Source organism: Pseudomonas sp. GV047, from assembly GCF_003058245.1.
GTDB classification, from domain to species: Bacteria; Pseudomonadota; Gammaproteobacteria; order Pseudomonadales; family Pseudomonadaceae; genus Aquipseudomonas; species Aquipseudomonas marginalis.
Genome location: NZ_QCWA01000003.1, coordinates 344489 through 365395, shown reverse-complemented (window position 1 = coordinate 365395; position 20907 = coordinate 344489). Strand labels below are relative to the sequence as shown.

The 20907-nt window shown below is 61.3% G+C and carries 20 protein-coding genes and 2 pseudogenes; 10 read left to right on the top strand and 12 right to left on the bottom strand.

What is annotated here, in order from left to right; genetic code table 11:
- Positions 1-27 precede the first annotated feature (27 nt).
- From pip to C8K58_RS09975, 8 genes and pseudogenes are all read left to right on the top strand, one after another.
- Positions 28-999: a prolyl aminopeptidase gene (gene pip, locus C8K58_RS10010; protein WP_027605045.1), complete on the top strand. Its 972-nt coding sequence runs from the start codon at positions 28-30 to the stop codon at positions 997-999.
- The gene (gene dtd, locus C8K58_RS10005; RefSeq protein ID WP_027605044.1) at positions 996-1433 is read left to right on the top strand and encodes a D-aminoacyl-tRNA deacylase; all 438 of its coding nucleotides are present in this window, start codon (positions 996-998) and stop codon (positions 1431-1433) included. The genes pip and dtd overlap by 4 nt, the downstream gene beginning before the upstream one ends.
- Before the next feature lie 323 nt (positions 1434-1756).
- Positions 1757-3436 (top strand): glucan biosynthesis protein G, encoded by a 1680-nt coding sequence (locus C8K58_RS10000; RefSeq protein ID WP_222935589.1) that lies wholly within the window; start codon positions 1757-1759, stop codon positions 3434-3436.
- A pseudogene (mdoH, locus tag C8K58_RS09995) lies at positions 3429-6001 on the top strand (glucans biosynthesis glucosyltransferase MdoH); the annotation flags it as partial. The gene C8K58_RS10000 and the pseudogene mdoH, both read left to right, overlap by 8 nt.
- A gap of 175 nt (positions 6002-6176) precedes the next feature.
- Positions 6177-6986: a transporter substrate-binding domain-containing protein gene (locus C8K58_RS09990; RefSeq protein ID WP_027605041.1), complete on the top strand. Its 810-nt coding sequence runs from the start codon at positions 6177-6179 to the stop codon at positions 6984-6986.
- Between the two features lie 210 nt (positions 6987-7196).
- Entirely contained in the window at positions 7197-7994 is a 798-nt protein-coding gene (locus C8K58_RS09985; RefSeq protein ID WP_108573668.1) for a transporter substrate-binding domain-containing protein, read from the top strand.
- 94 nt (positions 7995-8088) lie between these two features.
- Positions 8089-9048 (top strand): amino acid ABC transporter permease, encoded by a 960-nt coding sequence (locus C8K58_RS09980; RefSeq protein ID WP_065925730.1) that lies wholly within the window; start codon positions 8089-8091, stop codon positions 9046-9048.
- Complete coding sequence (locus C8K58_RS09975; RefSeq protein ID WP_027605038.1) at positions 9041-9775, top strand: amino acid ABC transporter ATP-binding protein; 735 nt, start codon at positions 9041-9043, stop codon at positions 9773-9775. The genes C8K58_RS09980 and C8K58_RS09975 overlap by 8 nt, the downstream gene beginning before the upstream one ends.
- Positions 9776-9787: 12 nt before the next feature.
- Here the strand turns inward: C8K58_RS09975 and C8K58_RS09970 are convergent, their stop codons facing one another.
- The 12 genes and pseudogenes from C8K58_RS09970 to ubiE form a co-directional block, all read right to left on the bottom strand.
- A complete protein-coding gene (locus C8K58_RS09970; RefSeq protein WP_027605037.1) occupies positions 9788-11695 on the bottom strand; it encodes a methyl-accepting chemotaxis protein in 1908 nt (635 codons plus the stop codon).
- Between the two features lie 165 nt (positions 11696-11860).
- On the bottom strand, positions 11861-12574 hold the full coding sequence (locus C8K58_RS33070) for a methyl-accepting chemotaxis protein (protein ID WP_371921651.1): 714 nt from the start codon (positions 12572-12574) through the stop codon (positions 11861-11863).
- A gap of 144 nt (positions 12575-12718) precedes the next feature.
- Positions 12719-13687: pseudogene (locus C8K58_RS33065) on the bottom strand (methyl-accepting chemotaxis protein); the annotation flags it as partial.
- 278 nt (positions 13688-13965) lie between these two features.
- Entirely contained in the window at positions 13966-14673 is a 708-nt protein-coding gene (locus C8K58_RS09960) for a 16S rRNA (uracil(1498)-N(3))-methyltransferase (protein WP_092358737.1), read from the bottom strand.
- Positions 14670-15461 (bottom strand): twin-arginine translocase subunit TatC, encoded by a 792-nt coding sequence (gene tatC / locus C8K58_RS09955; protein ID WP_027605034.1) that lies wholly within the window; start codon positions 15459-15461, stop codon positions 14670-14672. Before tatC ends, C8K58_RS09960 begins: the two co-directional genes overlap by 4 nt.
- Positions 15458-15874, bottom strand: a complete 417-nt coding sequence (gene tatB, locus C8K58_RS09950) for a Sec-independent protein translocase protein TatB (RefSeq protein ID WP_098480521.1) — start codon at positions 15872-15874, stop codon at positions 15458-15460. Before tatB ends, tatC begins: the two co-directional genes overlap by 4 nt.
- Positions 15875-15884: 10 nt before the next feature.
- Positions 15885-16163, bottom strand: a complete 279-nt coding sequence (locus C8K58_RS09945) for a twin-arginine translocase TatA/TatE family subunit (RefSeq protein WP_108573666.1) — start codon at positions 16161-16163, stop codon at positions 15885-15887.
- A gap of 26 nt (positions 16164-16189) precedes the next feature.
- Positions 16190-16522, bottom strand: coding sequence for a phosphoribosyl-ATP diphosphatase (locus tag C8K58_RS09940; RefSeq protein WP_027605032.1), 333 nt, complete (start codon positions 16520-16522; stop codon positions 16190-16192).
- A gap of 2 nt (positions 16523-16524) precedes the next feature.
- Positions 16525-16917 (bottom strand): phosphoribosyl-AMP cyclohydrolase, encoded by a 393-nt coding sequence (hisI, locus tag C8K58_RS09935; protein WP_012721796.1) that lies wholly within the window; start codon positions 16915-16917, stop codon positions 16525-16527.
- Positions 16918-16958: 41 nt separating this feature from the next.
- Positions 16959-18563, bottom strand: a complete 1605-nt coding sequence (ubiB, locus tag C8K58_RS09930; RefSeq protein WP_027605031.1) for a ubiquinone biosynthesis regulatory protein kinase UbiB — start codon at positions 18561-18563, stop codon at positions 16959-16961.
- Positions 18560-19183: an SCP2 domain-containing protein gene (locus tag C8K58_RS09925; RefSeq protein WP_027605030.1), complete on the bottom strand. Its 624-nt coding sequence runs from the start codon at positions 19181-19183 to the stop codon at positions 18560-18562. Before C8K58_RS09925 ends, ubiB begins: the two co-directional genes overlap by 4 nt.
- The gene (ubiE, locus tag C8K58_RS09920) at positions 19183-19953 is read right to left on the bottom strand and encodes a bifunctional demethylmenaquinone methyltransferase/2-methoxy-6-polyprenyl-1,4-benzoquinol methylase UbiE (protein WP_003171186.1); all 771 of its coding nucleotides are present in this window, start codon (positions 19951-19953) and stop codon (positions 19183-19185) included. The genes C8K58_RS09925 and ubiE overlap by 1 nt, the downstream gene beginning before the upstream one ends.
- Positions 19954-20097: 144 nt before the next feature.
- On the opposite strand from ubiE, the gene C8K58_RS09915 reads away from it, so the two are divergent.
- Both C8K58_RS09915 and C8K58_RS09910 read left to right on the top strand, forming a co-directional pair.
- Complete coding sequence (locus C8K58_RS09915) at positions 20098-20373, top strand: polyhydroxyalkanoic acid system family protein (protein ID WP_027605029.1); 276 nt, start codon at positions 20098-20100, stop codon at positions 20371-20373.
- A 105-nt stretch (positions 20374-20478) separates the two neighbouring features.
- Positions 20479-20901, top strand: coding sequence for a phasin family protein (locus C8K58_RS09910; protein WP_108573665.1), 423 nt, complete (start codon positions 20479-20481; stop codon positions 20899-20901).
- Positions 20902-20907: the final 6 nt, after the last annotated feature.

Genomic DNA, 20907 nt, shown 5'->3' with positions numbered 1-20907 from the left:
TGAACCCGACCCCCTACGGAGCGCGCAATGCAGACTTGGTACCCGCAGATCAAACCCTACGCCCGGCACGATCTGGCCGTCGATGACACCCACACGCTGTATGTCGATGAAAGTGGCTCCCCCGAAGGCTTGCCTGTCGTATTCATCCACGGTGGCCCTGGCGCCGGTTGCGATGCCCAGAGCCGCTGCTATTTCGATCCCAACCTGTACCGCATCGTCACCTTCGACCAGCGTGGCTGCGGCCGTTCCACCCCGCGCGCCAGCCTGGAAAACAACACCACCTGGGACCTGGTCGCCGACCTCGAGCGCATCCGCGAACATCTTGGCATCGACAAATGGGTGCTGTTCGGCGGCTCCTGGGGCTCGACCCTGGCCCTGGCCTACGCGCAAACCCACCCCGAGCGTGTGCATGGCCTGATCGTGCGCGGTATTTTCCTCGCCCGCCCCCAGGACATCGAATGGTTCTACCAGGCCGGTGCCAGCCGCCTGTTCCCGGACTACTGGCAGGACTACATCGCGCCGATTCCCGCCGATGAGCGTCACGACATGATCGCGGCCTACCACAAGCGCCTGACCGGCAACGACCAGATCGCCCAGATGCACGCCGCCAAGGCCTGGTCCGGCTGGGAAGGGCGCATGCTCGGCCTGTGCCCGAGCCCGCAGCACGTGGAGCGCTTTTCCGAGCCTCAGCGCGCGCTGTCCATCGCCCGTATCGAATGCCACTACTTCACCAATAACTCCTTCCTGGAGCCCAACCAGCTGATTCGCGATATGCACAAGATCGCCCATCTGCCTGGCGTCATCATCCATGGCCGCTACGATATGATCTGCCCGCTGGATAACGCCTGGGAGCTGCATCAGGCCTGGCCGAACAGCGAACTGCAGGTCATCCGTGAAGCAGGCCATGCGGCGTCCGAGCCCGGGATTACCGATGCACTGGTGCGCGCGACCGGCGAAATGGCACGGCGCCTGCTTGATCTTCCGCCAGAAGAAGCATGAAGGCCTTGCTGCAACGGGTGCGTGGCGCCCGGGTCGAAGTGGCGGGCGAAATCGTCGGGGCTATCGACCAGGGTTTACTGGTGCTGGTGGCCGTCGAACCTGCAGATACGCCCGAGAGTGCCGACAAACTGCTGCACAAGCTGCTTAACTACCGGGTATTCAGCGACGACGAGGGCAAGATGAACCTGTCGTTGAAGGATATCGATGGGGGATTGCTGCTGGTGTCGCAGTTCACCCTGGCGGCGGATACCAAGAGCGGCCTGCGGCCAAGCTTCTCAACCGCTGCGCCGCCGGCCCTGGGAGCGGCGCTTTTTGATCACTTGCTGTTACAAGCGCAACAATTGCATGGCAAGGTGGCCTCGGGGCGTTTTGGTGCGGATATGCAGGTGCATTTGGTCAATGATGGCCCTGTGACCTTTCTCTTACAGACATGAATGTATTAAAAACGACTTTAATGCCTAAAAACGTAGGGTTTCGCTACAAATACTTCGTTGTCCCTGATGCGTTGTCTCGCGGGCTACTAGATAATCGCGCGCTACGGGGATCAGCGTTGTTTGGTCCATTTTTGACTTAGGTAGAGACTTGTCCGGTAACCACTGGGGAATCATTTTGCCCCAGGGGAGTCGGAACAATGCTCGCCAACCTGGCATATAGATAGCTGGCCGTTGGTTTTTTGATCTGTTTTCGGCGAGGGTTGCTCGTGATTGTTAGTCCCTGTAATGCACCAAAATTGTCTGCCAAACGGTTACGAAACGCACTGGTGACGGGCTCTGCCCTGTTTTGCCTGTTCGGCGCGGGTCAACTGTGGGCATTCAGTCTGGATGATGTGTCGGCCAAGGCAAAAGAGCTGGCCGGGCAGAAATACGAAGCTCCGCGCAGCAATCTGCCGAACGAATTCCGCGAAATGAAGTTCGCGGACTACCAGAAGATTCGTTTCCGCAACGAAAAAGCCGAATGGGCCGATCAGAACACCCCGTTCAAGTTGTCCTTCTATCACCAGGGTATGCATTTCGATACACCGGTGAAAATCAACGAAGTGACCGCCGACAGCGTCCAGGAAATCAAATACGACCCGACTCGCTTCGATTTCGGTGACGTGAAGTTTGATCCTAAAGCCACCGAGCAGCTGGGTTACGCCGGTTTCCGTGTGCTGTATCCGATCAACAAGGGCGACAAGCAAGACGAAATCATGACCATGCTCGGCGCCAGCTATTTCCGCGTCGTCGGCAAGGACCAGGTCTATGGCCTGTCCGCCCGTGGCATGGCGATCGATACCGCGCTGCCGTCGGGTGAAGAATTCCCGCGTTTCACCGAGTTCTGGATCGAGCGTCCAAAACCGGGTGACAAGCACCTGGTGATCTTTGCCCTGCTGGATTCCCCACGTGCGACCGGCGCCTATCGCCTGATCCTGCGTCCGGGCACCGACACGGTTGTCGATGTGAAATCCCAGATGTTCCTGCGTGACAAGGTCAGCAAACTGGGCGTTGCCCCGTTGACCTCCATGTTCCTGTTCGGCGCCAACCAGCCGTCCAAGGTGCTCAACTACCGTCGCGAGCTGCATGACTCCAGCGGCCTGTCGATCCATGCCGGCAACGGCGAGTGGATCTGGCGCCCCCTGAACAACCCTAAACACCTGTCGGTCAGCAACTTCACCGTGGAGAACCCGCGTGGGTTCGGCCTGCTGCAACGGGGTCGCAACTTCAGCCACTATGAAGACCTCGACGACAACTACGACAAGCGTCCAAGCGCGTGGATCGAGCCTGAAGGCGACTGGGGCAAGGGCTCCGTCGACCTGGTCGAGATCCCGACTGCCGACGAAACCAACGACAACATCGTTGCATTCTGGAGCCCGGCGGAGTTGCCGGAAGTCGGCAAGCCGCTGGAAGTGGCCTACCGCCTGCACTGGACCCTCGATGATGCCGCGTTCCACTCGCCGGACAGCGCCTGGGTCAAGCAGACCCTGCGCTCCACCGGTGATGTGAAGCAATCCAACCTGATCCGTCAGCCGGATGGCAGCGTGGCGTACCTGGTGGACTTCGAGGGCCCGTCCCTGAAGAAACTGCTGCCGGACGCCCCGGTGCGCAGCCAGGTGAGCGTGAGTGACAATGCCGAGCTGGTAGAAAACAGCGTGCGCTACAACGAACACACCAAAGGCTGGCGCCTGACCCTGCGTATGAAGATCAAGGACGCAGGCAAGCCGACCGAGATGCGTGCAGCCCTGGTCCAGGACATCACGCCGCCTGAGCCTGAGCATGTTTCGACCCAGGTGCTGAAGGCCGACAAGGTCCTGGCCAAGCAACACGAGAAACAGGCCAAGAAAGACGCGAAAGACAAGGAAGCCAAGCAGCCAGAAGCTGCCCCAGCCACACCGGAGCCGATCAAGACCGAGCAAGTCCTGACCGAAACCTGGAGCTATCAGTTGCCTGCCGATGAGTAATTCTCAAGTCCAGCCAGAGACTCTCTCCGAGTACCTGGCGCATCTTCCGATGACCGCTGAGCAGCGCGCCGAGTTGGCGGGCTGCACATCCTTCACCGAGTTGCACGAGCGCTTGTCGTCCAAGGCGTTCGATGCACCCGTCGACGCCGCCCAGGCGTCGGTGGGTCCCCGCTTGACCCTCAGCACGGCCGAAGAGCTGCAAGACGCCGAAATGCTCGGGCTCGACGCCAGTGGGCGCGTGTGCCTCAAGGCCACGCCGCCCATCCGCCGTACCCGCGTGGTGCCTGAACCGTGGCGCACCAATATCCTGGTGCGCGGCTGGCGGCGGATCACCGGCCGCAGCAACCCGCCGACCCCGCCGAAGGATGAGCGCGTATTGCCGGCGGCCCGCTGGCGTACCGTGGGTTCGATTCGTCGTTATATCCTGCTGGTGCTGATGCTCGGCCAGACCATCGTGGCCGGCTGGTACATGAAAGGCATCATGCCCTACCAGGGCTGGTCGCTGGTCGACTTCGACGAGATCCGCAACCAGACCCTGCTGCAAACCGCCACCCAGGTGCTGCCTTACGCCCTGCAGACCAGCATCCTGATCATGTTCGGGATCCTGTTCTGCTGGGTCTCGGCCGGTTTCTGGACTGCATTGATGGGCTTCCTCGAACTGCTCACCGGCCACGATAAATACCGGATTTCCGGTAAAAGTGCCGGCGACGAGCCGATCCCGAAAGACGCGCGCACCGCGCTGGTCATGCCGATCTGCAACGAAGACGTGCCGCGGGTATTCGCCGGTTTGCGCGCGACGTTCGAATCGGTGGCCGCCACCGGTGACCTCGATCGTTTCGACTTCTTCGTGCTCAGCGACAGTAACGAGGCCGACATCTGCATCGCCGAGCAGCAAGCCTGGCTCGACGTCTGCCGAGAGGCGGGCGGCTTCGGCAAGATCTTCTATCGCCGCCGTCGCCGTCGCGTGAAGCGTAAAAGCGGCAACCTCGACGACTTCTGCCGTCGTTGGGGCGGCGACTACAAGTACATGGTGGTTCTCGACGCCGACAGCGTGATGAGCGGCGAATGCCTGACCAGCCTGGTGCGCCTGATGGAAGCCACGCCGGATGCCGGGATTATCCAGACCGCGCCGCGTGCGTCGGGCATGGACACCCTGTATGCGCGCATGCAGCAATTCGCCACCCGGGTGTACGGCCCGCTGTTCACCGCCGGCCTGCACTTCTGGCAGTTGGGTGAATCCCACTACTGGGGTCACAACGCGATCATCCGCATGAAACCGTTTATCGAGCACTGCGCCCTGGCGCCATTGCCGGGTAAAGGTGCATTCGCCGGCTCCATCCTGTCCCACGACTTCGTTGAAGCGGCGCTGATGCGCCGTGCCGGCTGGGGCGTGTGGATTGCCTACGACCTGCCGGGCAGCTACGAAGAACTGCCGCCGAACCTGCTGGATGAACTCAAGCGTGACCGTCGCTGGTGCCACGGCAACCTGATGAACTTCCGCCTGTTCCTGGTCAAGGGCATGCACCCGGTGCACCGCGCGGTGTTCCTGACCGGTGTGATGTCCTACCTGTCGGCGCCGTTGTGGTTCCTGTTCCTGGTGCTGTCGACGGCCTTGCTGGCGGTCAACACCCTGATGGAGCCGCAGTACTTCATGGCGCCACGCCAGTTGTACCCGCTGTGGCCGCAATGGCACCCGGACAAGGCGGTGGCGCTGTTCTCCACCACCATCGTGCTGCTGTTCCTGCCGAAATTGCTGAGCATCATCCTGATCTGGGCCAAGGGCGCGAAAGAGTTCGGTGGCAAGTTCAAGGTGACGATGTCCATGCTGCTGGAGATGCTGTTCTCCATGCTGCTGGCGCCGGTGCGGATGATTTTCCACACCCGTTTCGTGCTCGCCGCGTTCCTCGGCTGGGCCGCGACCTGGAACTCGCCGCAGCGTGACGACGACTCCACCCCGTGGGGCGAAGCGATCAAGCGTCACGGCACGCAGACCCTGCTTGGCTTCTTCTGGGCCCTGCTGGTGGTGTGGTTGAACCCGAGCTTCCTGTGGTGGCTGGTGCCGATCGTGGGTTCGTTGATGCTGTCGATCCCGGTGTCGGTGATCTCCAGCCGGGTCAACCTCGGACTGAAGTCCCGCGATGAGAGCCTGTTCCTGATCCCTGAGGAATACAATCCGCCGCAAGCGTTGCTGTCCACCGACAAGTACACCCACGAAAACCGTTGGCACGCGCTGAAAGACGGCTTTGTGCGCTCGGTGGTCGACCCGCAGCAGAACGCACTGGCCTGTGCCCTGGCGACCTCGCGTCACGGTCAGGCCGAGCCCATCGAGTACCTGCGTACCGAACGTGTGCGCCACGCGTTGAAAGTCGGCCCTGCCGGCCTCAACAACGGCGAACGCCTGGCGTTGCTCAGCGACCCGGTAGCCCTGGCCCGCTTGCATGAGCAGGTCTGGAGCGAAGGGCATGCCGAGTGGCTCGCTGCCTGGCGGAACTCGATCAAGGCCGACCCGCACGCGCCGTTACTGCCGCTGCAACCGCTGTCGTCCCAGGCCCAACCGGCCTGATTCAGACGCCCCCGAGGGTTCACTTCGGGGGCGTTCGAAGCGCTGGTCCTACAGCGTTTTTCTACCGCCCTAACTCCTTGTTATTTCGAAACAAAAGTCCCTTGTCCGAGGCGTATTTGCGTGCCCGCGAGTGGGGTAGGATCGCCCCCCAAATTTGACTCGGTCACAGGGGGATTCATGATCAAAAGGTATTGTTCGGCATTGCTGATCGGCGTTATTGCATTGATTCACGCTGGTCTGGTGCAGGCCGGTGCCATCGACGATGCGGTTCGGCGTGGTGTGTTGAAAGTGGGTACTACGCCCACCTATGTCCCCTTTGAAATGACCGATAAAGAGGGTCGTATCGTTGGCTTTGAAATCGACCTGCTCAAGGTGATGAGCCAGGCCCTGGGCGTTGAGCTTGAATTGGTCAGCGTGCCCTATACCGAGTTGCTGCCTGGGCTGCAGGCGAAAAAGTTCGACCTGATCGGCAGCGGCATGACCGTCACCCAGGAGCGCAACCTGAAGCTGAATTTCAGCGACTCCTTTATCGTGGTGGGGCAAACCGTGTTGCTGCACCCCAGCCTGAAGGACAAGGTCGCCAGTGTCGAAGACCTGGACGACGCCACTTACCGTGTCACCACCGTCCAGGGCACCACTGGCGAGGCGGCGGCGCAACGCTTCCTGGGGGCGGCGCGCTTGAGCAGTTTTGCAACGCCCCGGGAAGCTGTGCGCCAAGTGGTGAACGGTGCCGCCGATGCCTTTATTTATGATGCGCCCTACAACCTGATCGCCCTGAGCCTGCCGGAAAACCGCGAGCTGCTGGCGCTTGAACAGCCGTTCACCTTTGAGCCCTTGGCGTTTGGCGTGAAGAAAGGCGATTTTGACAGCCTCAACTGGATCAACCATTTCCTCAATCAAGTCGCCCAGGACGGGACCTACGATCGCTTGCACGACAAGTGGTTCAAGGACATGGACTGGCTGGTAGAGGTCGACTGGAAGTCATAACTTCTTACACATCAATCCGTTGCCAGCGCTGCCAACGCAAGCGTCTATCCCAGCAGCTGGCTGCGTTGTTGTGGGACTTTTCCGACATACGCAGATAACAAATACCCGTGAAACCTTTGTGACAGGCAATGAGTGGGTTAGGATCGCACCCCGAATTGGTGCAGCCCTTTTGCGCGCCGACCGTATAAGAATCGTTCAGGGGACTTGATGATGAAAAAGTATCTTTCGATGCTGCTGCTCGGCGTCGCCGCGCTGGTTTCGGCCAATGCCGCCCAGGCCGGTGCCATCGATGATGCGGTCAAGCGCGGCACGCTGAAAGTCGGCATGGACCCGACCTACATGCCGTTCGAAATGACCGACAAACGCGGCGAAATCATTGGGTTCGAGGTCGATATCCTCAAGGCCATGGCCAAGTCCATGGGCGTCAAGCTGGAGCTGGTGTCCACCGGCTATGACGGCATCATCCCGGCGTTCCTCACCGGCAAGTTCGACATGATCGGCAGTGGCATGACCCTGACCCAGGAACGCAACCTGCGCCTGAACTTCAGCGAACCCTTCATTGTGGTTGGCCAGACCCTGCTGATCCGCAAGGAGCTGGAAGGCACCATCAAGTCCTACAAAGACCTGAACGACGAGAAGTACCGCCTGACCTCCAAGCTCGGCACCACCGGTGAGATGGTCGCCAAGAAGCTGATCTCCAAGGCCAAGTACCACGGCTATGACAACGAGCAGGAAGGTGTGCTGGACGTGGTCAACGGCAAGGCCGATGCCTTCGTGTATGACGCGCCGTACAACGTGGTCGCCGAGAAAAAAGTCGGTAACGGCAAGCTGGTGTTCCTCGAAGAACCCTTCACCTTTGAACCCCTGGCGTTCGGCCTGAAGAAGGGTGACTACGACAGCATCAACTTCATCAACAACTTCCTGCACCAGATCAAGAACGACGGCACCTACGATCGCATCCATGACAAGTGGTTCAAGAGCTCCGAGTGGCTCAAGGACATGGAATAAAGCGGGACTGTTTTCTGGTGTGAGAGGGCTTGCTGTGGGGAGCCCGCTCGCCACCTCAGGTGTGCGGGCCTCGATTTTTTTGGATGCTGAGTAGATGAAACAGAAAAAAGCCCAATGGCCCTGGCACCTGCTGACCGTCGTCGTGCTGGTCGGCCTGGCCGGCGCCTTGTATTACGCCACCTCGCTGATGTCCTACGAGTGGCGCTGGAACCGGGTCCCGCAATACTTCGCCTACCAGGCCGAAGAGTCCCAGCGCGCTGCGGACATCTCCACTGTCGTGGAGCTGGTCCGCAAGGGCGATGTGGCCGAAGTCACCCTGCGCAACGATGCCGGCGTCGAACAGCGCGTGAGCGTGGCCGACAACAGCCTGCAAGTGGCGCGCGGCGATGATGTGGCCGAAGGCGACGTCATCGGGGTTAACCGCCATTGGGCGTTGGGCCCCTTGATGTGGGGCCTGTGGACCACGTTGTGGCTGTCGGTGGTATCCGGGATTCTCGGCCTGGCGATCGGTCTTGCCACCGGGTTGTGCCGACTGTCCAATAACCCGACCCTGCGCGATCTGTCGACGATCTACGTCGAGCTGGTGCGTGGCACGCCGCTGTTGGTGCAGATCTTTATTTTCTACTTCTTTATCGGCACGGTGCTCAACCTGTCCCGGGAATTCGCCGGGATCGCCGCGCTGTCGCTGTTCACCGGCGCGTATGTGGCGGAAATCGTCCGTGCCGGCGTGCAGTCCATCACCCGTGGCCAGAACGAGGCGGCTCGCTCCCTGGGCCTGAGCGCCAGCCAGTCGATGCGTCATGTGGTGCTGCCGCAGGCCTTCAAGCGCGTGTTGCCGCCGCTGGCCGGGCAATTTATCAGCCTGGTGAAAGACACCTCGCTGGTCTCGGTGATCGCGATTACCGAGCTGCTCAAAAGCGGTCGCGAAGTGATCACCACCTCGTTCTCGCCGTTTGAAATCCTGTTCTGCGTCGCAGGGCTGTACCTGCTGATCAACCTGCCGCTGTCGAAAATGGCCAGCCGGCTTGAGCGGAGGCTCGCCCAAAGTGATTGAAGTCCGCGATCTGGTAAAAGTCTTCGATACCCGCGGGCATGTGGTGCGCGCGGTGGACCATGTGACCACCCAGGTGGCCAAGGGCGAAGTGCTGGTGGTGATCGGCCCGTCCGGCTCCGGCAAGTCCACGTTCCTGCGTTGCCTCAATGGCCTGGAAGAATTCGATTCGGGCTCGGTGAGCATCGATGGCCTGCAACTGGCCGACCCGAAAACCGATGTGAATGCCTATCGCCGTGAAGTCGGCATGGTGTTCCAGCACTTCAACCTGTTCCCCCACATGACCGTGCTGGAAAACCTGTGCCTGGCGCAAAAAGTCGTGCGCAAGCGCGGCAAGAAGGAGCGCGAAGCCAAGGCCCTGGCGCTGCTGGAAAAGGTCGGCATTGCGCAGAAAGCCAACGAGTTTCCATCAAGGCTTTCCGGCGGCCAGCAACAGCGCGTGGCGATTGCCCGGGCGTTGGCGATGGAGCCCAAGGTGATGCTGTTCGACGAGCCCACCTCGGCCCTCGACCCGGAAATGGTCGGCGAAGTGCTGGACGTGATGAAGACCCTGGCCCTGGAAGGCATGACCATGGTCTGCGTCACTCACGAAATGGGTTTTGCCCGTGAAGTGGCGGACCGGGTGCTGTTCTTCGATCATGGCAAGTTGCTGGAAGATGCGGCCCCGGCCGAGTTCTTCGCGGCGCCCAAAGACCCGCGCGCCCAGGCGTTCCTGCGCCAGGTGCTATAGGGCGCGGGGCGTTCATACCTTGAACCGCCCCACGCATTGCTGCAAATCCGTTCCCAGCCGCGCCAGTTCGATACTGGCCGCTGCCGTCTGCTCACTGGCGGCGGCGGTTTGCTCCGAGGCGTCGCGTACCTTCAATACGCTGCGATTGATCTCTTCGGCCACCGCACTTTGCTCCTCGGCGGCAGCGGCGATCTGCGGGTTCATTTCCTGGATGACCGACACCGTGCGGGCGATCTCCGTCAGGGAGTCCCCGGCATTACGGGCCAGGCCGACGCTGTTGTCGGTCAGGGTGCGGCTGTAGTCCATGATGTCGGCCACCTGTTGTGTACCGCTGTGCAGGCCGCCAATCAGCTCTTCGATCTCCTCGGCGGACTGCTGGGTCCGTTGGGCGAGACCGCGCACCTCATCGGCGACCACCGCGAAGCCTTGACCGGCCTCGCCGGCCCGTGCGGCTTCTATCGCGGCGTTGAGCGCCAGCAGGTTGGTCTGCTGTGACACGGACTTGATCACATCCAGCACGCTGCTGATTTTCTGGCTTTCCCGTTGCAGCCCAATCATGGCCTGGCCTGCGCGCGCCATTTCATGGGCAAGGTGCTCGATTTGCGCCACGGCATCCGTCACCACCTGATCGCCCAGCTCAGTCTGTTGATTGGCCTGTCCGGCGGCGAGCGAAGCCTGCTCGGCGTGGCGTGCAACCTCCTGGGCGGTGGCGAGCATCTGATTCATGGCGGCGGCGACCTGCTCGGTTTCATCGCGCTGATTATTCACCCCTGCGCGAGTTTGTTCGGTCACGGTGGAGAGCTCCTCGGCGGCGCTGGCAATTTGCCGCGCGTTGTCGCTGATGTTGCCAATCAGCCCCCGCAGGTTCAGCGTCATTTGGCTCATGCTGCGTTGCAGTTGACCCAACTCGTCACGCCGTCGGGACTGCACATCTTGGCTCAGGTCGCCTTGGGCAATGCGATTGGCAGCGGACAGCGCTTTGCGCAGCGGTTTCACGATTTGCCCGGCAATCAGCCAGGCTGCCAGAGTGCCCAGCAGCAAGGCGGCAGCGGTCGTACCAAGGGTTTGGGTGCGGGCCTGTTCGGCTTCGCGTTCGCGCCGCTGAGTCTGGTCCTGGCTCAAGAGGTCGCTCTGGGCGAGCAGTTCGTCCAGTTGCTGTTCCAATTGCTTTTGCGCGCCCTCGGTTGTGAGTTGCGTGTCCTTGAGGCGTGTGAGGTGGGTGCGGATACTGAGCACGGTATTTTTCAGGGCGCCGCTGTCGACCGGCAATTTTGCTACGCCAGCCTGGGCGAGTTCGAGGTTGCGCTCGGCGTCGCTGACGGCCTGGGCGTAGGCATCCAGCGAGCTGGCGGCCCAGGCAGGGGTTTGGGCGCGATCCTCCGCCTGCTCTATGGCCTGGCGCAGGTTTTCGATGGCATCGAGGGCTTTTTCATCCTCCTGGTCGGGTAAGTCGCTGGCCAGTTGTGCCAGCACGTCGCCGGTGCGTACGGAGCTCTGCTTCAGTTGTTCACGGGCACTCTCACGTTTCTCGACCAGGGCGGGCACCTCCTTGAGCGTGGTTTTGAACGTTGCGGAGAGGCGGGTCATCTCCTGCAGGTATTGAATGGATTTGGGGACTTTGAGCCGGTTGGAAAGCTCGCTCAGGAATCCGTCGATTTTTTCTATGCTCACGCTCAATTTGTTGAGGCTGTTGGTATCGTCCAGGGTTCGGTAGACGATTCTGTCGGCCCGCAGTTCTTCACCCGTCACGGCCAGTTGCGCGAGCACGGTCAGGGTCTGCGAGCGGTAAAGGGACGCGGCCAGCGCTTGCCAGCCAGTCACGGCAATCACAAGGCTCAATGCCAGGACCAGGGAGAAGCCCAGGGCCAGTTTGAGAGTGACACTGGCGTCACCCAGCAGGTAAGTCATTCGACGAAGCATGATCAACCTCCGACAAGTGAACAGTGGGCGTTCTCAACGTGCGCAGGCACATTGAGCTGAATTGAACGCTAGTTCTCTCGGCGCAGAGGTGGGGCTGATAAATGCGTAGGAAATTTCACAGATTGCAGGCGGCGACCCAGGGCGGGTCGCCACGCGGGGAAGGGGTCAGACCCTGAAGCGGCCGACCAGCGCCTGGAGATGAGTGCCCAGGCGCGCCAGTTCGGTACTCGATGCGGCGGTCTCTTCACTGGCCGAAGCCGTCTGCTCGGAGATATCGCGCACGTTCAACACACTGCGATTGATCTCTTCCGCCACGGCGCTTTGCTGCTCGGCGGCGGTGGCGATCTGGGAGTTCATCGCCTGGATGGTCGAGACCGTACGTGTGATGTTCTCCAAGGCGCTGCCGGCGCGGCGGGTCAGCTCGACACTGCTGTCGGTGAGGCCACGGCTGTTGTCCATGATGTTCGCTACCTGCTGGGTGCCGCTTTGCAGGCCGACGATCAGCTCTTCGATCTCTTCGGTGGACTTCTGGGTGCGCTGGGCCAGGCTGCGTACTTCATCGGCCACCACCGCGAAACCGCGTCCGGCCTCACCGGCCCGTGCCGCTTCAATGGCTGCGTTGAGCGCCAGCAGGTTGGTTTGCTGGGCCACGGACTTGATCACATCGAGCACGCTGCCGATCTTGTCGCTTTCGCGCTTCAGATCGGCCATGGCGACCGTGGAGTTGCCGACTTCAGTGGCGAGGCGTTCGATCTGGGCGATCGCTTCGCCGACCACTTTGTCGCCTTCGCGGGCCTGCTGGTCGGCGGCCACTGCGGCTTCGGAGGCTTCCTCGGCATTGCGCGCCACTTCCTGCACGGTAGCGGCCATTTCATTCATGGCGGTGGCCACCTGGTCGGTCTCGACTTTCTGGCTGTTGACCCCGGCGCTGGTCTGTTCGGTCACGGCCGACAGTTGCTCGGCAGCGCTGGCGATCTGGGTGACCCCTTCGCTGATGCCGCCGATCAACTCGCGCAGGCCCACGGTCATGCTTTGCATGGCGCGTTGCAATTGGCCCAGCTCATCCTGGCGCAAGGAGGTGAGGTTGTGGCTCAGGTCGCCCGACGCGACACGCTCGGCGACCTGCAGGGTCTGGTTCAGGGGGAGGATGATCTGGCGGGTGATGGCCCAGGCGGCAACCAGGCCGAAGATCAGCGCCAGCACGGTGGCCGTTAGCAGCAAGTATTTGGCTTGCGCGGCATCCGCATCGCGTACCGCGGTCTGGGAAACCGTCAGTTTGTCACTGTGGCCCAGCAGGATATCGCCCTGGGCAGACATGGTCTTGAGTGCCGCTGCGCTGGCCACTTGAGAGTCGCGGTATTGGCTGACGGCGGCGCGGTAGGCTTGCAGTGAGACGCTGGCCTGTTGCAGGTTGGCTGAATACTGATCAGGTATTTGGCTGGTGAGGCTGGTGATTTTTTTCAGCGCGTTGTCGATGGCATCCAGCGCGGGCTGCTCGGCCTCCACCTTGCCGCTGTAGGTGTAGCCCCGTACTTGGAAGCGTGCTTGCTGGATCAGTTTGCTCAGGTCCACCACGCTGTTGAACAGCGTGACACTGTCGCCTTGCAGCAGGGATTTCTCCACTTCGCTGACCTTGAGTACCGCATTATCGGCGGTATCGCCCAGCTTGCTGCGGGCATTTTCGCGGTTGGTGCCTGCCTGCACCATATCGTTGAACGCGCGCTTGTACTGGTCCACGGCGACCAATTGCTCATCGACCAGGGCGGCATCCGTGGGTTGTTCGATCAGGCTGCGTGCGGTCTTCAGGCCAGTGTCCAGCTTGTTCAGCAGTTCGCTGACGGCGGTCGGGCCTTGTTCGCCACGGCGCATCTCGTAGTCAAGGCGTGCCAGGCGCAGGTCTTTGGTCAAGCCGTTGAGGCTGGAGATGTAACCCAGCTTGTCACCACGGCTGATCACGTCGCCCAGGCCGCTCCAGCCGGTGAAGGTGATCATCAGTGTCAACAGCAATACCAGGCCAAAGCCCACCGCCAGCTTGGTTTTGACGCTGACATTCCCCAGCTTTTCGGCTAACCAACGATACATGTTGCGAACTCCCCTGGAACAAGGCTTGGACTTATTCACGGGTTATCGGCTTGCATACGGAATTCTGTAGCGACGCTGTCCCCTGTGGGAGGGGGCTTGCTCCCGATAGCGGTGGTTCAGTATCAGAAATGCTGACTGACCCGCCGCTATCGGGAGCAAGCCCCCTCCCAAAGGGTTATGCGGTGTGGTTAGAAAAGGCGGGCGAGCAGGGCGGTGACGGCCGTTTCGACGCGCAGGATGCGGGCGCCCAATTGCACCGGCTGCAAGCCGGCCTTGGCCAGCAGGTCCACCTCATAGGGGATCCAGCCACCTTCCGGGCCTATGGCCAGGGTGACCGGTTCGTCCAGGCCGCGTGGGCAGGGTGGGTAGTCGCCGGGATGGCCAATCAGGCCAAAGGTGCCTGCGGTCATGGCCGGCAGGCGGTCTTCGACGAAGGGCTTGAAGCGCTTTTCGATAAGGATTTCCGGCAGTACCGTGTCCCGCGCCTGTTCCAGGCCGAGGATCAGTTGTTCGCGAATGGCCTCGGGCTCCAGGAAGGGGGTCTGCCAGAAGCTTTTTTCCACCCGGTAGCTGTTGACCAGCACCACTTTCGGCACGCCCATGGCCGCCACGGTTTGCAGGACCCGGCGCAGCATCTTCGGACGTGGCAGGGCCAGCAGCAGGGTCAGGGGCAGTTTGGCCGGCGGTGGTTGGTCGAAGCTCACTTGCAGTTCGGCTTCACGGGCTTCCAGGCGCAGCAATTGCGCGTTGCCCATCAACCCGCCAAGGCGCCCGACCCGCAGGCTGTCGCCTACGGCGGCGCGGTGGACTTCCTGCATATGCACCAGGCGCCGATCACGCAGGATCACCCGGTCGGCCGCGATAAAGTCGGCATCGAACAGCAGCAGCAGGTTCACGGCTGGGTCGCTGGCGGCTGGTCGTCGTCTGCGGGTTGGTCATCCGGGTGATCGCCACGCTTGCTGATCAGGCCGCTGAACAGGATGCCGATCTCGAACAGCATCCACATCGGCACGGCCAGCAGGGTCTGGGAGAAGATGTCCGGCGGCGTGAGGATCATGCCGACCACGAAGCAGCCGATGATCACGTACGGGCGGATCTTCTTCAGGTACTGCACGTTGACCACGCCGATCCACACCAGCAACACCACGGCCACGGGGATTTCGAAGGCGACGCCAAAGGCGAAGAACAGCGTCATCACGAAGTCGAGGTAGCTGGTGATGTCCGTCATCATCTCCACGCCGGCCGGGGTGGCGGCGGCGAAGAACTTGAAGATCAACGGGAACACCAGGAAGTAGGCGAAGGCCATGCCGGTGTAGAACAGCAGGATGCTCGACACCAGCAAGGGCACGGCGATGCGCTTCTCATGCTTGTACAGGCCCGGCGCGATAAAGCCCCAGATCTGGTGCAGGATCACCGGGATCGCCAGGAACAGCGAGACCATCATCGTCAGCTTCAACGGTGTGAGGAAGGGCGATGACACATCGGTGGCAATCATCGTCGCGCCGGCCGGCAGGTACTGGCGCAGCGGCGTGGAGACGAAGGTGTAGATCTGCTGGGTAAAGGCGAACAGCCCGGCAAAGATCACGAAGATCGCGGCCACGCAACGCAGCAGGCGGGTCCGCAGCTCGGTCAGGTGCGAGACCAGCGGCATATGCTGGTCGTTTTCCGGTTTATCAGCGCTCATGGGGCTCGCGGCGGCAATGTAGGGTCATGGGGCGCGGGCGACGCAGCGGGCGTCGGCGCAGGCTCGGTTGGAGCGGTCGGGGTCGGGGCGGCGGGCTGGGTATCCACCGCTGGCGCAGGCGCGATGCTGTGCTCGGCCACAGGCTCCACCGGTTTGGCGGGCTCCTGCACCGGCGACAGGATCTTCCGGGCTTCCTGTTCCAACGACAGAATATGTTCGTTGTGCAGTTGGCGACGGATCTCGTCGGCGCCGATTTCCCGTTCAACTTCCTGTTTGATGGCGTTGAAACTGCGTTTCAGGCGCCCGATCCACAGGCCGGCCGTGCGTGCGGCACCGGGCAGGCGTTCCGGCCCCAGTACCAGCAAGGCAACCAGGCCGACGAGCAGCAGTTCAGAGAAGCTGATACCAAACATTAGTCAGTGCTCACGAGTCTTTGCGGGTCGGCTCTTCGACTTTTTCAGCCTGCACGTCGAAGGTGCGACGCTCGGTGATCGGCTGGGTGGCCTGGGGGTGTACAGGCTGGGCCGGTGGCACCGGGTTGGCGGCCGGGTCGGCAGGCTTATCATCGTCGTTCATGGCTTTACGGAAGCCCTTGATCGACTCGCCCACGTCGGTGCCGAGGTTTTTGAGTTTCTTGGTGCCGAATACCAGTACCACCACTACCAGAATGACGATCCAGTGTTTCCAGTCAAAAATGCCCATGCTGCAAATCCTCTAGTAAAAGTTATTCAGGCGGACGGGCGCGATGCCTTTTCGGCGTGCCCGGACAAGCCGAAGCGACGGTCCAGTTCATCCAGCACGGCCTGTGGATGCTGCCCCAGTTGGGCGAGCATGACCAGGCTATGGAACCACAAGTCGGCGGTCTCATAGATGACATCGCTGCAATCGCCGCTGATTTGCGCGTCCTTGGCCGCGATGATGGTCTCGATGGACTCTTCGCCGAGTTTTTCCAGGATCTTGTTCAGACCCTTGTGGTACAGGCTGGCGACGTAGGAGCTGTCGGCGTCCGCACCTTTGCGGTCCTCCAGCACCTGGGCCACACGGTTGAGGGTATCGCTCATGGTCAGTGTCCTGCCGAGTAGATGGCGTGCGGGTCTTTGAGCACCGGCTCCACGACCTTCCATTCGCCGTTCTCGAACACGCGATAGAAGCAGCTGTGGCGGCCGGTGTGGCAGGCGATGTCGCCGATCTGCTCGACCTTGAGGATCACCACGTCGGCGTCGCAGTCGATGCGCATCTCGTGCAGGGTCTGCACGTGCCCGGACTCTTCGCCCTTGCGCCACAGTTTGCCACGGGAACGTGACCAGTAAATGGCGCGCTGCTCAGTGGCGGTGAGGCTCAGGGCCTCGCGGTTCATCCAGGCCATCATCAGCACGCGCCCGGTCTTGTAGTCTTGGGCAATGGCCGGCACCAGGCCGTCACTGTCCCACTTGATCTCGTCCAGCCAGTCTTTCATTTTCGGCTCCGGCAATTTGCGACAGTGTATAACCGGATTGGCTATCGACGCACGATCAGATAAACACCCACGGCGACCATGATGCCGGCCGGCCAGTGGCCCAGTTGGTTCAGCGGCCCGCCAATGGCCAGCATCACGCCACCGACCAGGTGCGCGGCCCCCAGCAGGCGCAGGAACCAGTCGTCCTTGCGCTTCTGCCAGGGCGGTGCGGGGTCTTTGGCATGGGGCTGGGACATGCGCTCCAGCAGGTCGCGGGTCATGTTGGCCAGGTGCGGCAGCTGTTCGAACTGGCTGTGCAGGTTGCCCAGCAGGGTTTTCGGGCTGACCCGCTCGCGCATCCAGCGTTCCAGGAACGGCTGGGCGGTGTTCCACAGGTCGAGGTCCGGGTACAGCTGACGGCCCAGGCCTTCGATGTTGAGCAGGGTTTTTTGCAGCAGCACCAGTTGCGGCTGCACTTCCATATTGAAGCGCCGCGCGGTCTGGAACAGGCGCATCAGCACCTGGCCGAAGGAGATATCTTTCAGGGGTTTTTCAAAGATCGGCTCGCACACGGTGCGGATCGCCGCTTCGAATTCATTGAGCTTGGTTTCCGCCGGCACCCAGCCCGAATCGATGTGCAACTGCGCCACGCGGCGGTAGTCGCGCTTGAAGAAGGCGAACAGGTTGCGCGCCAGGTAGTCCTGGTCTTCCGGGGTCAGGCTGCCGACGATGCCGCAGTCGATCGCAATGTACTGCGGGCTCCACGGGTTGACGGTGCTGACGAAGATATTGCCGGGGTGCATGTCGGCGTGGAAGAAACTGTCGCGGAACACCTGGGTGAAGAAGATCTCCACGCCGCGCTCGGCAAGCATCTTCATGTCGGTGCGCTGGTCGGCCAGGGTCGCGAGGTCGGTGACCTGCACGCCGTAGATGCGCTCCATCACCAGCACTTTCGGGCGGCACCAGTCCCAGTACACCTGCGGCACGTACAGCAGCGGCGAGCCTTCGAAGTTGCGCTTGAGCTGGCTGGCGTTGGCCGCTTCGCGCAGCAGGTCGAGTTCGTCGTAGATGGTTTTTTCGTAGTCGGCGACCACGTCCACCGGGTGCAGCAGGCGCGCATCGGCAGAGAAACGTTCGGCGGCGCGGGCCAGGATAAACAGCCACGCCAGGTCCTGGCCGATGATCGGCTTGAGGCCCGGGCGAATCACCTTCACCACCACTTCTTCGCCGCTCTTCAACTGCGCGGCGTGCACTTGCGCCACCGAGGCCGAGGCCAGCGGTTCGACGTCGAAGCGGCTGAACACCTCGCTGATCTTCTTGCCCAGTTGCTCTTCGATCAGCTTCATCGACTGCTGGGAATCGAACGGCGGCACGCGATCCTGCAGCAGCATCAGTTCGTCGGCGATGTCTTCGGGCAGCAGGTCGCGGCGCGTGGAGAGGATCTGCCCGAACTTGATAAAAATCGGCCCCAGGTCCTGCAACGCCAGGCGCAGGCGCGCGCCTCGACTCAACTCCAGCTGTTTGCGCGGGAACCAGCGCCAAGGCAGCACATAGCGCACCGCCAGCAGGAACCATGGCAAGGGCAGGGCGAACAGCAGGTCATCGAGGCGGTAGCGGATTACGACGCGCTGGATACGGAACAAACGGCGGACGGCGAGCAGCTTCATGCGTTATCGCTTGGATCAAGGGAACGGCTCAGGCGCTCGAAGCGGGCCTCGAGGCGTTCCAGGTCGATTTTGGCCTTGTCGAGCTCACGAAAGCGCGCTTGCGCTTCTCGTTCGCCGACCAGGGTGCGCGATTCTTCGCTCAAGTATTCGGCAAGGTTCTGGTTGAGGCTGGCGAACCCCTGCTGGTACCAGCGCGTGCGACTGCGCAGGTGCCCGCTGATCAGTTGGGTGGCGACGGGGCCGATCCAGCGGGACAGCTCGTATTCCCAGTCCAGTTCCAGGTCCTGCAGCACGGCGGCCAGGTCCATCAGGACCGCACTGTCGCCTTCCAGGTGCACTTCGGGGCCGTGGAGGATGGCGGTCTTGTTGCGGCTCAGCGCCAGGTGCAATAGGCTGGAGGCGGGTGCACGCAGGGTGCAGTCGGCTTCGGCAGCCCATTGAGTGGCGAGCAGCAGGCCTTCATCGCTGGGCAGGATAAACAGCTGCAGGGCGGGGCTGCTGCAGTCCACGGCGATGACCTTGCCGTTCAAGTGCGCGAGCCGTGCCAGGGCGGTGCTGTCCAGGCGCAGTACACGGTTGATCCCGTGTTCGACGCTGGCGAGAAGGCCTTTGAGCAGCATCAGGGCTTGATGCCACGGTGCAGGGCGACAATGCCCGAAGTCATGTTGTGGTAGGTCACGCGGTCGAAACCGGCTTCTACCATCATCGACTTCAGGGTTTCCTGGTCGGGGTGCATGCGGATCGATTCGGCCAGGTAGCGGTAGCTTTCGGCGTCATTGGTGATCAGCTTGCCCATCAACGGCATGAAGGCGAAGGAGTAGGTGTCGTAGACCTTGGACATCAGCGCGTTGGTCGGCTTGGAGAACTCCAGTACCAACAGGCGGCCACCCGGCTTGAGGACGCGCAGCATCGAGCGGATCGCGTCTTCCTTGTGGGTCACGTTGCGCAGGCCGAAGGCGATGGTCACGCAGTCGAAATGGTTGTCGGGGAACGGCAGCTTTTCAGCGTCGGCCTGGACGAATTCGATATTGCCGGCCACGCCTTTGTCGAGCAGGCGATCACGGCCGACCTTGAGCATCGAGCCGTTGATATCCGCCAGCACCACCTGGCCGGTAGGGCCGACAAGCTTGGAAAACTTGGCCGCCAGGTCACCCGTACCGCCGGCGATGTCCAGCACGCGGTTGCCGGTGCGTACCCCCGACAGCTCGATGGTGAAGCGTTTCCACAGGCGGTGCATGCCGCCGGAGAGCACGTCGTTCATCAGGTCGTACTTGGCTGCCACGGAGTGGAACACCTCAGCGACTTTTTCCGCCTTCTGGCTTTCCGGGACGTTCTTGAAACCGAAGTGAGTGGTGGGTTCGGCATCGCTGCCTTTGCGCTGATCAGTCATATCGCTGTCACCAAAAGAGAATGCGGGACATGATAATCCCCAAGGCCTGCTTTGTCTTGGCAAGGCTGCAGGTAAGATAGGCAGGCACCGAGACCTTTTGCCGCATTCAAGGTATTCAAATCCCTATAAAGAGGAGTCATCGTAATGGCCCGTATAACCGTTGAGCGTGCACATTCCCTGGGTAAAGAAGGGGCACGCGCAAAGGCCGAGAAGTTGGCGCATAAACTCCAGGAGCAATATGGCCTGGAGCCCTCGTGGTCCGGCGATACCTTGAACCTCAAGCGTTCGGGGGTTAAAGGCACCGTGTTGGTGGCGGATGATTCGCTGCGCATTGATGTGGAACTGGGCCTGTTGATGTCGGCCATGAGTGGCACCATCAAGTCCGAAATCGAGAAAGCCCTGGATAAAGCCTTGGCCTGATCCGCGAGTACTTAGGGTGCCGATTCTAATTTTCCAGCCTACTTTGTGCCCAGGTCCTCAACTCCTGCGGGCCGTTCCTCCCCCCTTTTCTGCGTGAGGTGCACCATGGCCAAAGTTATCCTGAAGAAAAAAATCGATGCTCAGACCGGCGCGTTGAGTGACGTTAAAACCTACGCCCGCAAGATCTGGTTGGCGGGTCTTGGTGCCTACGCGAAGGTCGGCAGCGAGGGCGGCGACTACTTCAAAGAGCTGGTTAAAACCGGTCAACATATTGAAAGTAAAGGCAAAAAAGTTGCAGTGGAACAACTTGATGCAGCCAACAGTCAGATTGATCAAGTAAAGAGTAATGTCTCCGCGGTCAAAGGTCTGGTAGAAGTTCAGCTGGATAAAGTTGAAAAAGCTTTTGATACTCGCGTTGCCAGTGCCTTGAATCGAATTGGCATTGCGTCTAAACATGACGTGGAGACACTCTCTGCTAAGCTCGAAGAGCTGACGGCATTGCTCGAACGTGTCGCGCGTAAACACTAAGGAGAC

Bases quoted from the DNA above. Each gene is read 5' to 3' on its own strand.
- pip (WP_027605045.1), top strand. From the start codon at position 28: ATGCAGACTTGGTACCCGCAGATCAAACCCTACGCCCGGCACGATCTG.
- dtd (WP_027605044.1), top strand. From the start codon at position 996: ATGAAGGCCTTGCTGCAACGGGTGCGTGGCGCCCGGGTCGAAGTGGCG.
- C8K58_RS09990 (WP_027605041.1), top strand. From the start codon at position 6,177: ATGATCAAAAGGTATTGTTCGGCATTGCTGATCGGCGTTATTGCATTG.
- C8K58_RS09985 (WP_108573668.1), top strand. From the start codon at position 7,197: ATGAAAAAGTATCTTTCGATGCTGCTGCTCGGCGTCGCCGCGCTGGTT.
- C8K58_RS09980 (WP_065925730.1), top strand. From the start codon at position 8,089: ATGAAACAGAAAAAAGCCCAATGGCCCTGGCACCTGCTGACCGTCGTC.
- C8K58_RS09970 (WP_027605037.1), bottom strand. From the start codon at position 11,695: ATGCTTCGTCGAATGACTTACCTGCTGGGTGACGCCAGTGTCACTCTC.
- C8K58_RS33070 (WP_371921651.1), bottom strand. From the start codon at position 12,574: ATGAATGAAATGGCCGCTACCGTGCAGGAAGTGGCGCGCAATGCCGAG.
- tatC (WP_027605034.1), bottom strand. From the start codon at position 15,461: ATGAGCGCTGATAAACCGGAAAACGACCAGCATATGCCGCTGGTCTCG.
- tatB (WP_098480521.1), bottom strand. From the start codon at position 15,874: ATGTTTGGTATCAGCTTCTCTGAACTGCTGCTCGTCGGCCTGGTTGCC.
- C8K58_RS09945 (WP_108573666.1), bottom strand. From the start codon at position 16,163: ATGGGCATTTTTGACTGGAAACACTGGATCGTCATTCTGGTAGTGGTG.
- C8K58_RS09940 (WP_027605032.1), bottom strand. From the start codon at position 16,522: ATGAGCGATACCCTCAACCGTGTGGCCCAGGTGCTGGAGGACCGCAAA.
- hisI (WP_012721796.1), bottom strand. From the start codon at position 16,917: ATGAAAGACTGGCTGGACGAGATCAAGTGGGACAGTGACGGCCTGGTG.
- ubiB (WP_027605031.1), bottom strand. From the start codon at position 18,563: ATGAAGCTGCTCGCCGTCCGCCGTTTGTTCCGTATCCAGCGCGTCGTA.
- C8K58_RS09925 (WP_027605030.1), bottom strand. From the start codon at position 19,183: ATGCTGCTCAAAGGCCTTCTCGCCAGCGTCGAACACGGGATCAACCGT.
- ubiE (WP_003171186.1), bottom strand. From the start codon at position 19,953: ATGACTGATCAGCGCAAAGGCAGCGATGCCGAACCCACCACTCACTTC.
- C8K58_RS09915 (WP_027605029.1), top strand. From the start codon at position 20,098: ATGGCCCGTATAACCGTTGAGCGTGCACATTCCCTGGGTAAAGAAGGG.
- C8K58_RS09910 (WP_108573665.1), top strand. From the start codon at position 20,479: ATGGCCAAAGTTATCCTGAAGAAAAAAATCGATGCTCAGACCGGCGCG.